This is a genomic window from Limnohabitans sp. DM1 (assembly GCF_001269385.1).
Classification (GTDB): domain Bacteria; phylum Pseudomonadota; class Gammaproteobacteria; order Burkholderiales; family Burkholderiaceae_C; genus Limnohabitans_A.
In genome coordinates this window covers 139,558-154,761 of sequence record NZ_CXOO01000026.1, presented here as the reverse complement: position 1 = coordinate 154,761, position 15,204 = coordinate 139,558, and the positions used below count along the sequence as shown (strand labels likewise).

At 60.7% G+C, this 15,204-nt stretch carries 14 protein-coding genes, 1 tRNA gene and 1 riboswitch; of the genes, 5 read left to right on the top strand and 10 right to left on the bottom strand.

The window, feature by feature from the left end; all coding sequences use genetic code 11:
• Positions 1-70 precede the first annotated feature (70 nt).
• The 10 genes from AMM33_RS10610 to AMM33_RS10560 form a co-directional block, all read right to left on the bottom strand.
• Entirely contained in the window at positions 71-517 is a 447-nt protein-coding gene (locus AMM33_RS10610; RefSeq protein ID WP_090141122.1) for a FecR family protein, read from the bottom strand.
• A 26-nt stretch (positions 518-543) separates the two neighbouring features.
• On the bottom strand, positions 544-2,046 hold the full coding sequence (locus AMM33_RS10605; protein ID WP_090141119.1) for a CHASE2 domain-containing protein: 1,503 nt from the start codon (positions 2,044-2,046) through the stop codon (positions 544-546).
• Between the two features lie 15 nt (positions 2,047-2,061).
• On the bottom strand, positions 2,062-2,658 hold the full coding sequence (locus tag AMM33_RS10600) for an OmpA family protein (protein ID WP_090141116.1): 597 nt from the start codon (positions 2,656-2,658) through the stop codon (positions 2,062-2,064).
• Between the two features lie 316 nt (positions 2,659-2,974).
• A tRNA-Asn gene (locus AMM33_RS10595) sits at positions 2,975-3,050 on the bottom strand.
• A 78-nt stretch (positions 3,051-3,128) separates the two neighbouring features.
• On the bottom strand, positions 3,129-5,354 hold the full coding sequence (locus AMM33_RS10590; protein WP_194945382.1) for a TonB-dependent siderophore receptor: 2,226 nt from the start codon (positions 5,352-5,354) through the stop codon (positions 3,129-3,131).
• A complete protein-coding gene (locus tag AMM33_RS10585) occupies positions 5,351-6,628 on the bottom strand; it encodes a purine-cytosine permease family protein (protein ID WP_090141321.1) in 1,278 nt (425 codons plus the stop codon). Before AMM33_RS10585 ends, AMM33_RS10590 begins: the two co-directional genes overlap by 4 nt.
• 13 nt (positions 6,629-6,641) lie before the next feature.
• Complete coding sequence (gene thiD, locus AMM33_RS10580) at positions 6,642-7,484, bottom strand: bifunctional hydroxymethylpyrimidine kinase/phosphomethylpyrimidine kinase (protein ID WP_090141112.1); 843 nt, start codon at positions 7,482-7,484, stop codon at positions 6,642-6,644.
• Positions 7,485-7,486: 2 nt separating this feature from the next.
• Positions 7,487-8,140: a thiamine phosphate synthase gene (gene thiE, locus AMM33_RS10575; RefSeq protein ID WP_090141110.1), complete on the bottom strand. Its 654-nt coding sequence runs from the start codon at positions 8,138-8,140 to the stop codon at positions 7,487-7,489.
• A 16-nt stretch (positions 8,141-8,156) separates the two neighbouring features.
• Positions 8,157-8,999, bottom strand: coding sequence for a hydroxyethylthiazole kinase (gene thiM / locus AMM33_RS10570; RefSeq protein WP_090141108.1), 843 nt, complete (start codon positions 8,997-8,999; stop codon positions 8,157-8,159).
• Between the two features lie 66 nt (positions 9,000-9,065).
• A riboswitch (TPP riboswitch) is annotated at positions 9,066-9,168 on the bottom strand.
• A 213-nt stretch (positions 9,169-9,381) separates the two neighbouring features.
• Positions 9,382-11,205, bottom strand: coding sequence for a DEAD/DEAH box helicase (locus AMM33_RS10560; RefSeq protein WP_090141104.1), 1,824 nt, complete (start codon positions 11,203-11,205; stop codon positions 9,382-9,384).
• Positions 11,206-11,540: 335 nt separating this feature from the next.
• Here AMM33_RS10560 and AMM33_RS10550 point away from each other — a divergent pair, with 335 nt between their 5' ends.
• From AMM33_RS10550 to AMM33_RS10530, 5 genes are all read left to right on the top strand, one after another.
• Entirely contained in the window at positions 11,541-12,548 is a 1,008-nt protein-coding gene (locus tag AMM33_RS10550; RefSeq protein ID WP_090141100.1) for a Bug family tripartite tricarboxylate transporter substrate binding protein, read from the top strand.
• 137 nt (positions 12,549-12,685) lie between these two features.
• Complete coding sequence (locus AMM33_RS10545) at positions 12,686-13,231, top strand: hypothetical protein (protein WP_194945381.1); 546 nt, start codon at positions 12,686-12,688, stop codon at positions 13,229-13,231.
• Positions 13,232-13,418: 187 nt separating this feature from the next.
• Positions 13,419-13,688 (top strand): hypothetical protein, encoded by a 270-nt coding sequence (locus AMM33_RS21945; protein WP_194945380.1) that lies wholly within the window; start codon positions 13,419-13,421, stop codon positions 13,686-13,688.
• Positions 13,689-13,718: 30 nt separating this feature from the next.
• A complete protein-coding gene (locus AMM33_RS10535; protein ID WP_090141094.1) occupies positions 13,719-13,949 on the top strand; it encodes a hypothetical protein in 231 nt (76 codons plus the stop codon).
• A 77-nt stretch (positions 13,950-14,026) separates the two neighbouring features.
• The gene (locus AMM33_RS10530) at positions 14,027-15,178 is read left to right on the top strand and encodes a 3'-5' exonuclease (RefSeq protein ID WP_090141092.1); all 1,152 of its coding nucleotides are present in this window, start codon (positions 14,027-14,029) and stop codon (positions 15,176-15,178) included.
• Positions 15,179-15,204 lie beyond the last annotated feature (26 nt).

Here is a 15,204-nt window from a genome sequence, read left to right as displayed (position 1 = left end):
CTTTGTGACAGGCGACTTTTGGACGGATCGGCGTTGAAGATGCCCAAGACAGCCCATTGCGCTGCGGTGCTCAGCGCGGGGCTTCCTCACCCACGTCAATGATGAACTCCGTGCCCCGAACGCCCAGGGTGACGGTGTTGGTGCGAAAGACCACTTCGTTGGGGTTGTTCTTGGCTATCTGGCCAGAGACCACGGCCAAGGTGCCGCGCTTGATCGAGGCGTCCATCTGGCCTGCATTGGTGCTGCGGTCAAATGCGTATTTGTTCAGCTCGATCATGGAGTTTGCGCCGACGGTCAGCAAGGTGCTGTCGCGAAGCGTGATGCCGACACCGCTGGCAGGTCCGCTGTGCAATCGGTCCTGCGTCTGCAAAGATGTGCCCACGGCCACTTCTATGCGGGCTTTGCCGCGTTCGATGTGTGCAGTCCCTTTGAGGGTTTTGACAGTGCCTGCGGACTCTGCAGCCTGAACTGAGGCAGCGCAGCAGAGCCAAAGCAGCCAGATGCTTGGGTTTTTCATGCTTGTCTCCAATCTGTTCAAGCGGCTCACGGCGCAGGGGCAGCCGCAATATTGAGTGCTTGGCGTGGCTCACGCGCACCTGCCAAACGGGCTTCTTGCAAAGCTTGTTCTTGCTGTGCCAATTGTTTGGCCTTTTTACGTATGTCCATATCGGCCAAGGATGAAGAAACCAAGGACCCCATGACCCCGCCGAGCACCAGAAAGAAAGAGGCGGCATCGAAGAGGTAAGCGGTTCTGATGAAGACTTGTAGGCCAATGGCTGCAATCAATGCGTTGGTGCCCAGGGTCAGCCACAAGCCAGCCTGGGGTACTTTGCGCAGGTACAGTGCGAAGGCAGAGCGGGGGCGCGGTATGTACCAAATCAGCAGGCCACCGATAAACAGCAAAGCCCCAGATTCGGCCCATTTAAGCCACTGGGGGCGCATGAGGATGCGGCCATCGAACAGTGATTCAATCACTTGGGCTTGAATTTCGATGCCGGGAACGGTTTCGCCAAGGGCGTTGGTTCGCATGTCGTTCAGGCCTGCGCCTGTGAGGCCCAGCAAGACCAATTTGCCATTCAACATCTCAGGATCAACTTTGCCGCTGAGCACATCTGCGGCCGAGACATGGCGAGAAGCCATGTCGGCATGTTTGGCAAAGTGCAGGCGTATGTCACCCTTGGCCAGCGTGGGCACAGACAAGTCTGCCACTTCAACAGCGCTCACTCCTGCCGGACTGAGTTTGACTTTGACTGAGGGGGATTGGGTGGCCACCCGCAGCATTTCGATGGCCAAAGTGGACACCGGCTGATCTGACAGGTTCATGACCAAGGGGATGTGGCGAACCACTCCGTTTTCCAGGTCCACGCTGACCATCGCTTGACCGCTGGCAGCGGCTTGCAATTGCGGCAGACTGGCCAACACTTGGTCAAAGCGGCGGACAAACACAGGCAATGTGTCGTCGCCTTCAAGCGTTATTGGCCAGGTGCGCATGCCTTCGGTGGTGGTGAAGGCCTTGAAATCAAAGCCTGCAGCGCTCAAAACCGATGGGGTGCGTCTGAGCGCCTCACTCAGTCGCACATCATTGGGCGGTAACTGTTTCAGTTGCTGCGCCAGGGCTTTGTGTTCCGGCCCCAGTCCCAAAGCAACCTTGTCCGGCGAAGTCTGGTCTGCTTCGGGCATGTAAATGTCCAGCCCCACAGCGGCAGGTTTGTGCACAGCGATGGCGTCCAGCAGTTTTGCAAGGCGGTATCTGGGCCAGGGCCATTGGCCCAGTTCCTGCAAACTCTTTTCGTCAATCGCAACAATCGTCACCGGTTGCGATTGTTGTTTTCGGGTGTGCTCTTTTTGATAACCATCGAACAGGAGATTGCGGCCCGTAGTGAAAGGCGATCCCACGGCATCGACCACTTTTTCGACTGGCCAAGGCAGGTTTTGCCAAGTGGGTGGCAGTTCAGTCAGGGTGTTGATCAGCAATGTCCACAGCAAAATGCCGATCGCAACAGGTCGGCCTTTTCCGGAGGTCAGCAATCGTTTGAGGAAGTTCATGCGCAACTCCAGTTCTTAGCGCACATGGATCTCAACGCGCCGGTTCAGGCCTTCTTGCGCGCCGGATGCAATGGGTTCCCTCGACCCTCTGCCATAAACGGGCACTTTGTCGGTTGAGATGCCCGACTGCCGGATCAAATCGCGCACAGCCTGTGCGCGCTTGAGTGACAAGGCATCATTGATGGCTGCACTGCCCGAGCGGTCGGTGTGGCCGATCAAGGTGACTTCCGGGGCGGGGCGCGATTGCAAAAAGTCTTGCAAGCCCGTCAATGTTTGCTGAGATTCAGCCGTCAGCTTATTGTCCGAGCCTGTGACAAAGTAGAGCAGAAAACTGCGCGGGCGTGGCGCTTGCGCATCCAGCAAGCTGGTGTAACGATCGCGCACTGCAGTTTCAGTCAGCGACGCATCGGTGAATGAGCCCGAGGGTGTGACTTCCAAACTGGCATACGGTACATCCATCAGCCGATCACCCTTCAGACCATGAACGATGATCGCACTGCGTGCGCCATCGGCTGAGGGCAGCAAGATGATGCGTTCAGTGATTTTTTCAGGCGCAGGCGTTTGGCCGAGCCAGATTCCCAGCCCCAGCAAGGCAACAGCAATGAGTTCCATGGAAAAGATTGATTATTTGTTGATTTTATGCATTAAGCGCATTTGGATGCCAATATTACTATATTTATGGCAAATTTAACAAAATTCCACCGGAATTCAGTGAATTTAAGAGGCGGCCTGAAGACGCCCTAGAGTGCGCTAGGAGGTGGGCCCACATCGTGTGCAGAAGAATGCCGCTAGACGGCAATGACCTGGGCACCAAGAGGCCTGTTCGTGCCGACAGATTGCACGCAATTGCAGCCAAGCATTTGATGAAACCTGTGACAGCGCAGGCGAAAAAAAAGCCCTTGCATTGCTGCAAGGGCTTGTATTTTTCTGGCTCCTCAACCTGGGCTCGAACCAGGGACCTACGGATTAACAGTCCGGCGCTCTACCGACTGAGCTATTGAGGAATAGGCGTAATTATAGCGTCATTTACAGGCCACTTTTGAGGGTGGAGCGTGCAATTTCAGAAAAAAGCAGCATGAGTTTCAGAAGCTGGCTTTTACGGCAATTCGCAGGGTGCGTGGCGCGCCGGGGTACAGATAGTAGTGGCCAAATTGTTTGGGGGATTCACGCCAGTAATCGCGATCAGCCAGGTTGTCGATGGCCATCGTCCATTGCGTGCGTGTGCCGTCGATGCGGGTGTCGTAATGGGCTGCCAAATCTGCGCTGGTCCAGCTGGGTAGATTGAGGCTGCCGTCTTCCAGTACGCGGCGCTGGCCTTCGTGGTTCACGCGCAAGCTGGTGCGCAGGCCGGGGATGTTTGCAAAGCGGTATTGGGCCAGAGCGCGCAGGGTCATGGTGGGGACGTTGACTGGCGTTTGACCGTTCAATGCGGTGTTGAGGGTCGCAGCAGAGATGCGTGCATGGAGCCATTGCCCTTGTGCCTGGAGTGACCAAGCCGCTGAGCGCCACTGAACACCTGCATCCATCCCTTGATGGATTTGCTGACCGTCGCTGACTCGTTTGAGCAAACTGCCATCTGCAACGTCATAAGTCAAGGGGCGTTCGATTTGGAACACGCTGGCATTCCAGCTCCATGGTGTGGCGCGGTCAGCCGTGGTCAAGCTGCGGATGCCCACTTCAGTTTGCTTGCTGCGTGCCACGTCAAGCAACTGGCCTGCGTTGGTGTAGCCGGGTGTGTTCGGGACCGCCAGCAGTTCAATGCCATGCCCATGCGACACGAACACCATGTGCTGCCCCATTTGCTGTGTCAGGCCGATCCATGGGGTGGTGATGTTGCCTTTGCTGCTGATTGGGTTGGTGCCTGCGGCGGGTGTGCACACGTAAGTGACAGGATCACAGATCCCGTTTTGCTCACTGCTGCGGCTATAGGACGTGTAGCGCAGTCCTGCCCAGACGGCCGTTGTTGCACTCAACGCCATGCGATCTTTGACGGCAATTTCTGTGCTGTATTCACTCTTGTTGGTGTTGGGGTACTCGGGTTTGGGGGCCGCTTGGCTGGTGCCTCCACCGTAGATGCTGCCTTCGCCAGCAGAATTCCAAGCTTGCAGGGCAGGCAGCCTGTCGAGTTGCCGCTGCCGGGTCAGAGAAAGGGCCAGGTGATGTGTGGTTTTGCCCCAGCGGGTTTGGCCAGCCACTTCGGTTTGCAAGGCATCCACCAGTCGCCGCTCATCGTTGCTGCGGAAATCGGCCAGCTCAAATCGTCCATCCGATGTAAAGCGGTCGCACAGCTTGGTGGCGCCGGTTGAGGTATCGAGTACCCCATAGCAGTTGTGGCCCAGGGCAAAACTCAAGCGGTCGTCCGTTTTCAGGCGCTGTCCGCCGTATTGCGTGGTCCACAGCCAGCCGTCTGACAGGTTTTGCTTGAAGCGCACACTGCCCGTTTGGCTGGCAAAGGCTCCGGGCACAGACCAGGGCTGGCGTGTGATGTTGAGTTTGCCGTCCACGGTGGCTGGCAAAGACGGTACGCCATAAGGATCGTTGGGGTTGGCCAGCACGCTGTAGGCATTCACCCCCATCTGCTGACGTTCGCTTTTTTCAAACTCCCACTCCAGCTTGCTGTCAGGCGTGATGCGCCAGTCCATGGCCAGGGCCAGCAAGTGGTGGTGCCCTTGGGTGTTCTGGATGTAGGGGTCGAGGTCTTCATAGGCCGCATTGAAGCGGTAGCCCACATCCTTGTTTTCGCCCAGGCGACCGCCCAGGTCGAGTGCCACGCTGCTGCTCTTGCCTGGGCCGTAGCTGGCGCTCACGCTGCGAATGGTGTCGTTGGCCGCGGTCGGTGGGCGCTTGACCACGTAGTTGACCAGCCCTCCCGGTGCACTGGTGCCCGCCTGGATGCCGCTGGTGCCTTTGAACAGCTCAATGCGCTCCTTGTTGTCCATGGGGATCATGGTTTCGGCGGAAATCGGCAGGCCTTCGCGGCGGTAGTTGTAGCGGTTGTCCAGCGTGTAGCCCCGCACACTCAGCATGTCCCAATAAGCGGGCGAGTTGTAGCTGTCGCTCACGCTGGCATCCAAGCGCAGGGCGTCCGAGACGCGTTGCGCGCCGATGTCTTGCAGCGTCTGGCGGTCAAAACTGACGGCGCTGAAAGGTGCTTTGCGCAGCGGCACATCGCCAAAGCCGCTCACCTGTGAGGGGGCGGTGTCGGTGATGGTGATTTCTGTGGTGTTTTGCGCATGGGCGTGGCCCAGCACCAGCAGGGCCACAGCGCTGGCGATGTGGCAGGCGCGGAAAGTGTTGAACGTTTTCATTGGGGGGAAGCTTCTGGGTTGGAAGAACGCGTGGCCAAGGCCAATGCGAAGGTGACGATCAGGCTCGGAATGGCCGAGCCCCATTGAGGGGTCCAGTGGGCGGATGCGTGAAACACCGCAATGCCCACAAACCAGATGGCAGCGGCCGGTACATTCATGCCTTTGGCCGTCGTGCCGGTTGGGGCAGATGTCGTGCCCAGTCTGCCCAGGATGACGCCATAAAGCGGCACAAAAATCGAGCTGAGCATCAGCAAGAAAGGCTCCAGACTGTGCATGGGCAAGACCAGGGCCAATGCGGTACACAAGACCGCGATGGTGACCCCCCAGCGGCGCAAAGACCAGCTGGCATGCAAGCTGCGCGACGACATCGCGCCCGAATACACATCACCATAGGCGTTGTCGAATTCGTCCAGCAAGATCAAACCCAGGGCCAGCAATCCACCTTGCGCCAGCAGCAAGGCCGTGACCAGATCGGTGCCTGGCTCAGACACGCTGGCCACCAGCACACCGAGGGCGTAGCACCAGACATTGGCCAAGGCATAGCCGAGCCAGGTGCCACGCAAAGTGCTGGCTCCGGTGCGCCCATGCCGCGCATAGTCCGCCACCAGGGGTAGCCAGGACACGGGCATGGCCATCACCAGATCCATGGCGGACAGCATGCCCATCGAGCCATTGCCCGGGCGGGCCATGAAGGCAGCCCAGCCCTGTTGCTGTGCAAGGCCCACAAAATGCCAGCTCAGCCACAGCAGGGACAAGATCACCAGCGGCAGGCCCACGCGGCTGACAAAGCGGCGCACGAGGGTGAGCATGGAGCCCGTCATCAGCAAGGTCAGCACGCCGCCCCACAGCACCGTGGTCCACAGGGGCGAGAGATCCATGCCAAAGGCTTTTTGGGTGATGGCGTGGGTGCCATCACGCATGATCACCAGCTCGAACGTGGTCCAGCCGATGAGCTGCACGATGTTGAGCAACACCGGCAGTCGGGCAAACGACGGGCCATAAACCCGGTGGATCAGGCCCGCGCTCGACAGGCCACTGTCGCAAGCGATTTTGGCAACCCAGGCAAGCCAGCCCGAGCCCAGCAAGGAGCCCATCACGATGGCCAGCATGGCGTCTTGCGTACCCATGGCAGGCACCAGATAAGCGCCCACTTGCATGACCAGCAGGCCCACGCCCAGGCTGAACCAGAGCGAGGCGTGCGAGACGCCTGTGAACACGCGTTCGACGGCCGCAACCGGCGCCAGTGAGTCTTTGGAAAGAGAGTGCTTGGACATGGGGTGTCTCCATTCAGAGGGGTAACAGTTGCATGGGGCGCGGGGCTGCGCCGTGGTTCAGCGGGCCGCTGCCTGCGCCAGTGCGGACGCTGGCACCTGCTGCCAGGGCGATACGCACAAAGGCGTGTCCGGCACGCACGGCGTCTGGCAGCGAGTCGCCCAAGGCCAGGTGGGCTGCAATGGCCGATGACAAGGTGCAGCCCGTGCCGTGGGTGTTGGGGCTGGCAATGCGCGGAGCGCGCAACCAGAAGGATTGGCCATGGCGGGTCATGAACAAGTCGCTGACCACATCCCCCGCCAGGTGCCCGCCTTTGAGCAAGACAGCTGGCGCGCCTTGGTCCAGCAGTTGCCGGGCGGCCGCTTCGATGTCGGCTTCGTTGAGCAGCGGGTGGCCGACCAGCAAGGCGGCTTCGTCCAGGTTGGGCGTGATGAGGGCGGCCTTGCCAAACAGCTGGTTGACCAGCTCGGCCACAGCGTCATCGCTGATGAGCACGGCACCACTCGTGGCCACCATGACCGGATCGAGCACGATGCGGCTCAGTTGGTGCTTGTCGATGGCCTGCGTCACGGCTTGCACGATGTCTGCCGAGTGCAGCATGCCGATCTTGACGGCATGCACGCCAATGTCTTCGACCACAGCGTCAATCTGATCGAGCAGCATGGCCGGCGTTGTGCCCTGAATGGACCGAACCCCCTGGGTGTTTTGAGCCGTCAAGGCCGTGATGGCGGTCATGCCGTAGCAGCCTAAAGCGGCAAAGGTTTTCAGATCGGCCTGGATGCCTGCGCCGCCGCCGCTGTCCGATCCGGCAATGGACAACACGCGCGGGTATTCGTGGGTCAAGGTCGGGGTGCGCATGGTCAATGGACCTCCTGAAAATGGGCTTGGCTCAAGGCCTGCAACTGGGCGGCGGCGTGGCGCGGGTCGTCGGCTGAGCAAATGGCGCTGACCACGGCCAGTCCATCGGCACCGGCTTGCAACACCTCGTGGGCATTGCCCATGTGGATGCCGCCAATGGCCACCAGCGGCAAGGCGGTGGCTTGTCTGGCCAGACGCAAACCGTCCAGCCCCCAGGGGGTTTGGGTGTCGGTTTTGGTGGGGGTTGCAAATACGGGGCTCACGCCCAGATAGTCCACCGGCAAGCTGTGGGCACGCGCCACATCGGCCAGTGTTTCGACCGACCAGCCGATGAACACATGCGCAGGCAAAAGTCGCCTGGCTTGCGCCACCGGTAAATCACTTTGGCCCAGGTGCACACCGTCGGCCCCGCAAGCCAGCGCGATGTCGATGCGGTCGTTGATGACCAAGGGCACCTGGGTGTTGGCCAGCACGGACTGGATGGCCAAGGCCTGGGCCAGAAAATCCCGCGAAGACAGGTTTTTTTCGCGCAGCTGTACACAGGTCACACCACCTGCCACGGCCGCCGTGACCACATCGGTCAGGGTACGGCCTTTGGACAGGGCGTTGTCGGTGACCAGATAGAGGCGAAGACTTTCGCTCTTCCAGTGTTTCATGATGGCAACCGTTCGTTCAGAGCGAAGCGGTTTGCAGCTTCAGCCTGGCCTTGAAAGTGGCATCATCCAGCAACTGCAATTCGTCCAGCAGCATGGCGGCCATGCTGCCCACACCCTGGCCGCAGGCCTGGGCTTTTTCTGCCGCCACTTCGCCTGCGATGCTCATGAGCGCCATGGCCGCCGTGGTGGCACGCCAGGCGTCGGCTTGCACGGCACAAAAAGCGCCGATCAGTGCGGTAGCCGAGCAGCCCACGCCAGTGATTTTGGTCATCCAGACATGGCCGTTGGACAGGCGCGCCCAGCGCTGGTGGGCGTCCAAGATGTGGTCGGTTTCGCCGCTCACGCACACGGTGCCCAGGGTGCGGGCGGTCAATGCCCGGGCTGCGCCCAAGGCATCGTTGGCGCTGGCGCTGCTGTCCACGCCGCGTGTCTGAATGGCCGCGTTGGCGGTGCTCATGATTTCAGAGCCATTGCCCCGGATCACGCTGGGGCTGGCCACATTCAGCAATTCATTCAGGGTCTGGTTGCGGTAAGGCGTGGCGCCTGCACCCACAGGGTCCAGCACGGTCGGGATGCCGCGCTGGTGCGCCGCGGCCAGGGCGATTTTCATGCTGTCCACCCCATACGGGTCGAGCGTGCCGATGTTCAGCACCAGCGACTGCGCAATGCCGACCATGGCTTTGACTTCTTCGTGGGCGTGGGCCATGACGGGCGATGCCCCTGCGGCCAGCAACACATTGGCGTTCAGGTTCATGACCACCAGGTTGGTGATGCTGTGCACCAGAGGCGACTGTGTGCGAACAGCCTCAATGTCGATCCACAGGTCGTGGGCGGTGATGTCGGGCGAAAAAAATGCCATGACGTTTTCCTTTAACGTTATGGCAGGTCGGCTGGCTGCGAACGTGACGCACCCGGAAGGGGGCACCGTTCTTTGGACTAGCTTCCCTGCGCGAGGATTACCTCAATCAGGTTCAAAGGGACTTTCTCAGTCGAAGACTTCACGGTCCTCAACACCCCTAGCGAATGCCACTGCGTTGGTGTCGCAGTGGCGGGCGGATCATACATGAGGCGCAGCAGCCATGCCCAAAGTCATGCCAAAGCTGGGCCAACTCTGCAGGATGTTGGCAGTGTGCTGCTTCACCGAGCGCCCCTCAGTGCAGCTATTTTCAGCAGCACAAACCGCAGCCGTTTGCACAAAAAAAGCCCGCATCAGCGGGCTCATTTGGGGGGATTCGCGTGGATCAGCGACCGAAGCCTCGGCCACCGCCGCCGCCACCGCCGCCAAAGCCACGGCCACCACCACCATTGCCACCGCCATGACGGCGGTTGCCGCTGGCCAGGCTGTCGATGCTGGTGCGTGTGGGATCAGGCTGGCCGCTGGTGCGAACGGGCTTGCGGTTGGGCAAGTCCAGGCGGGCAAACTGGGTGGTTTTCAGCGGGTCAATGTGGCGTGGCAATTCATCGCTGTCCTGGCGGCGGCGGTCTTGACCGCCTTGGCTACCACCCCGGTTGGCATTGGGGCCACGCCCTTCAGGGCGTGGGCCGTTGTTGCGTGGGCCGTTGCGGCCTTCGCCACGGTTGTCAAAGCGTGCATCGCCGCGAGCATCGCCCCGACCACCCTGGAAGCCGGCGCCCTCACGGCGACCTTCGCCCTGGCCTTCAAAGCGGGCTTCGCCTTGGGGGTTGTTGCGGCGCGATGGCGCTGGACCATTGCGCGAAGGGCGGGGCTGGCCCTGACCTTCGGCGCGAGGCTGGCGCGGTCCCTGACCACCGCCAGAAGCCTTGTTGTCGCGGATGCGTTGCATCATGTCCTGGCGTGCGGCCTTGGCGGCTGCGGCCATCACATCACGGCTTGGCGGCTTGCCTGCGCCGCCCCACAAAGTCTGGCGACCCATGGCGATGGGCTCGGCCACTTCGCCTGGCTCAGGGCCAAAGCCTTCGAGCAACTGAACTGGAATCTCTTGCTTGGTGAAGCGCTCGATGTCCATCATGAAGCCTTCTTCGTCCAAGCAGACCAGGCTCACGGCCTCGCCGCTCGCGCCCGCGCGGCCTGTACGGCCAATGCGGTGCACATAGTCTTCCGACACGTTCGGGATCTCAAAGTTCACGACGTGTGGCAAGTCTTCGATGTCGATGCCGCGCGCCGCGATGTCGGTGGCCACCAAAGCGCGGATCTCGCCGCTCTTGAAACCGGCCAGCGCTTGTGTGCGGGCGGTCTGGCTCTTGTTGCCGTGCAGTGCCATGGCTTTCACGCCATTTTTGGTCAGGAAGTCGGCCACATTGTTGGCACCAAACTTGGTGCGGGTGAACACCAGCACCTGGCTCCAGTCGTGCTTCTGGATGATGTGCAGCAACACGTCTTTTTTCTTGCTGCGGCCCACGGGGTGGATCACCTGCGTGATGCGCTGCACCGTGGTGTTGCTGGGCGTGACCTGAATGCTCTGAGGATTCTTGAGCAGGTTGCCCGCCAACTCGCGGATTTCGTCGCTGAAGGTGGCCGAGAACAGCAGGCTCTGCTTTTCTTTGGGCACCAGGGCCAGCACCTTTTTCACGTCGTGGATGAAGCCCATGTCCAACATGCGGTCGGCTTCGTCGAGCACCAGCATCTCAACGGTGGACAGGTCCAGGAAACCCTGACCCTGCAGGTCCAGCAGACGGCCCGGTGTGGCCACCAGAATGTCTACGCCTTTTTTGATCTTGCTGATTTGCGGGTTCATGCCCACACCACCGAAGATCACAGTGGAGTCGAGCTGGAGGTATTTGCCGTAGTCGCGCACCGACTCTTCGACCTGGGCGGCCAATTCGCGGGTAGGCGTGAGCACCAAGGCACGGATGGCTTTGCCGCCAAAGCGGTTTTTGCCCGGCTCTGTCAGGCTCAGCTTGTGCAGCATGGGCAGCGTGAAGGCGGCGGTTTTGCCGGTGCCGGTTTGCGCGCCAGCCAACAAGTCTTGTCCGGCCAGGACGGCGGGAATGGCTTGGGCCTGGATGGGCGTGGGGGTTTCGTAGCCGAGCTCGCGCACAGCTTGCATGATGGCCGGGGCCAGATTCAATTCTTCAAAGTTCATTTTTACAGAGCGCCATGTCCGGCGCAGGCATCGACTCAATCAACTGCTGTTGGCAGTGACCAGTGTGGGTCGACAAGTCTTAAGGTGGGCATGGAAACCGCAGGCGCTTGTTTTGAGCGTTGCCTGGGTCAGGCCCCAGCAGAAGTGCTGATGCTGGGGCAACTGGAGGCCTCAGCGAGGTGCATTGTCGCACAAAGCGAGTCGGGTGCTTTTTATGTCGCCCTGGTGTGGCCGTTGTCTCTTGCGCGTCATGGGTTCAAACCCCAATTCAAAGCCGACCGCCGCAGCCCTAGACTGGACATGTAAAGACGCACTTGAATTCTGGGGAGACAGCCATGACACAGCCATCCAAAACGCCACGCCGCCAATCTCTGGTGGCCTCCACAACCCTTGCCGCCTGCCTGAGCGGCATGGTTTTCGTGGGCCAGGTCCAGGCCCAAGCCGCACCGTGGCCAGCCAAGCCGATCAAGATCGTGGTGGCCTTTCCGCCCGGTGGCCTGACCGATGCCTATGCGCGCAACTATGGTGACTACCTGAGCACCCGATTGGGCGTGCCCGTCATCATCGAAAACAAGCCCGGCGCGGGGGCCATCATCGGCATCGACGCGGTGGCCAAGTCCCCCGCCGATGGTTACACCTTTGGCATGAGCACCTCAGGCACTTACTGGCAAAACCGCATCCTTTATTCCAAGCTGCCCTACAACCTGGACAAAGACCTCACGCCCGTGACCGTGTTCCCCTCCGGCCCGCTGGTGGTGGGCATCCCCGACAAGATCCCCGCCAAGAACATGGCCGAGTTCGTGGCCTGGGCCAAAAAGAACCCCACATCTATGGGCACGTATGCGCCGGGTTCTTACCCGCACATGGTGGCCGACCAGACCAACCGCCAGCAAGGCACCAGCATCCAGTCGGTGCACTACCGGGGCGAAGCGCCCATGTGGCTCGATGTGGCATCGGGCCAGTTGCAAATCGCTGTAGGCAGTTTCCAGGCCTTCAACACCGTGGCCACCCGAGGCGTGCGTGCCATTGGCGTGACGGGCAGCTACCGATCACCCAAACTGCCCGATGTGCCCACCCTGACCGAGCAAGGCAACACCGAAAAACTCGTCACGCTGGAAGGCGGCTTGCCCCTGGTGGCCCCTGCGGGCACGCCCGAAGCGGTGCTCAAACGCATGGCCGATGAAGCCGTGGCCTGGTCCAACACCGAACGCGCCGCCAAGCTGCGCGAAACCTTCGCCATCCCCAACAAACCCAAAAACCTGGCCGACACGCGCAAAGACTGGGAGGCCGAAGTGCCCGTCTGGATCAAGCTGGCGGTGGATTTGGGGATCAAGCTGGACTGAACGCCGTTGTTGGCTTTTCGCGAAACCATCGAAAGGGTGACTGGCCAAGTTTGAATGGAAGCTGGATGTGTTTCGAATGCCAATTTTGCCGTTTATTCGGCATTCGCGAATAGCGAATAAACGACTCAACTCGCCCCATGAGCCGAACAATTTCCAACCCCCAAATGGTGCTGCGCCTTCAAGACATGGTGGTGCTGCTGCGATTGTCTTTGGGGACAGACAGCGTGCCAACTTATGCCGCTTTGGCGGAGGAGCTCAAGCTCACGGCCTCCGAAATTCACGCGGGCGTAGACCGTGCCGTGGCCGCGCAGCTGGCTCGCAAAGACGAATCAGGCAAGCCCGTGTTGTTGTTGCATGCCTTACGTCTGTTTGTGCAGCATGGTGTGCGCTACAGCTTTCCGGCCACGCATGGCCCCATGGGCCGGGGCATGCCCACGGCGCATGCGGCTGCGCCACTGAACAAGTTGATTGTGCAAAGTACCGAGCCCGTGCCCGTTTGGCCGCACAAAGATGGCACGGCACGCGGTGTGGCGTTTTACCCGCTGTACCCCACGGTGCCCGATGCTGCCAAAAACAACCCCGCCTTGTACGAGCTGCTGGCTTTGGTGGATGCCGTGCGCGGGGGCAGCATGCGCGAGCGTGCTTTGGCCATTGCCGAGCTGGACAAACGCTGGGCCAGTTGATGCAGGTGTTCAACCCCAATGACCCGAACGTGGCCATGCTGGAGCATGTCGCCCGCAGTTTGGGCCCCGAACTGTGCAGTCAATTGGTGTTTGTGGGCGGTGCCGCCGCAGGTTTGCTCATCACCGATTTGGCCATGCCGCCCATTCGCCGCACGGAAAATGTGACATCGTCACCAACGCCGAAGCCTTGGCCGACTATTACCGCTTTGAGGATCAGTTTCGAGACATGGGCTTTGTGCAAGACCAAAGCCCCGATGCACCCGTGTGCCGTTGGTGCGTAGATGGTGTATCGGTTGACCTGATGCCCACGAAAGAAGAAATTTTGGGCTTTGCCAACCGGTGGTATCGCATGGGCATGGCCACTTCCCAAACGCTCACATTGCCCAGTGGTGTGCCCATTCGAGTGTTGCGCGCGCCCGAATTCATTGCCACCAAGCTGGAGGCGTTTTATGGTTGAGGCAGCGGAGATTATTTGTTCAGCCACGATATGGGCGACATCATCAGCGTGATTGATGGTCGCGCTTCCTTGCTGAATGAATGCCAGGAAAGCCTTGCACCTTTGCGTGCGTTTTTGGCTGCGCAGTTTCAACATCTTTTGACGGATCGTCATTTTGTTGGTGCCTTGCCGGGGCACTTGCCACCCGATGGCGCGAGCCAAGCGCGTTTGCCGGATCTGCTGATCAAGATTCAACACATTTCAGAGTTGGCCGTTTCATGAGTGCCTTACACATGCCCGCAAGCTCAGGATCAATTTCGTGGGCCGATATGCCCGAAGTCGCGGTTTAATCTCGGCCTATGAACAAAACCGATCAGATGAGTTTTTTCGGCTTCGAGCCGGGCGGGGTGGACAAGCCCAAGAAGGCGGGGCGTCCCCGGCTGGCCAAGCCGGTGGCCGTGTCCCCGGCCGCAGCCTTGCCCATGGTTGTGCCCGTCTCTCCTGCCTTGGCTAACGCACACGCCTTGGCTGACACACCCACAGCATCCAGCCAGAACCCGGCGCAGGCCCCCAGCAACTTGCCCTCCCCGCCAGAAAGCCCGCATGCCAGTGCCTACCCCGAAGCCATGGCCCAGGCCCTGGCCCAGCACCCGGACTTTCGGGTGCTGCGCCGTTTGGTGCCGTGCGCCGACTACGGCGGCTTGCAGGGGCAGGCCACGCAGCGCGTGATCGTGCTGGACACCGAAACCACCGGGCTGGACAGCAAAAACGAAAAAATCATCGAGCTGGCCATGTTGTCGGTGCAGGTGGATGTGGCCACGGGTTTGCCGGTGGGGCCTGTGGCCATTTACGAGTCGTTTGAAGACCCGGGCAAGCCGATTCCACCGGCCATTCAGGACATCACGGGCATTGACGACACCATGGTGCAGGGACAGCGCATCGACGATGCGGCAGTGACCGCGCTGGTGGAGCAGGCCGATCTGATCGTGGCGCACAACGCCGGGTTTGACCGGCCTTTTGTCGAAGCCCGGCTGCCGGTGTTTGCCCGCAAGGCCTGGAATTGCTCCTTCATGGGCATTGACTGGAAAAAAGAGGGCAGCGGCTCGGCCAAGCTGGAGTTTTTGGCGTCTGAGCGCGGCTGGTTTTACGACGCGCACCGGGCGCAGGTCGATTGCCACGCCTTGCTGCAGGTGCTGGCCTCGCCCCTGGGAGATGGTTTGACCGGTTTGTCGCGCCTCTTGGCGGGTGCCGGGCAGACCCGCTACAAGCTGCGCGCCATGGGTGCCCCGTTTGAGGCCAAGGACAAACTCAAGGCACGCGGCTACCGCTGGGACGGCGAAGGCCGGGTCTGGTGGTGCAGTCTGGGTTCGGACGAATTGCTGGACGCCGAGTGCACTTGGCTTCGGGCCGAGGTCTATGGCCAGCGCAGCGCCCGGGTGCAACTGGAAGCCATGGACAGCCAGGTGCAGTTTTCCAGCCGGGCCGGGCGCATCACCGAACGCGCCCTGTGAGGCCTGTGCCAGCGCCCCGCAAGCCT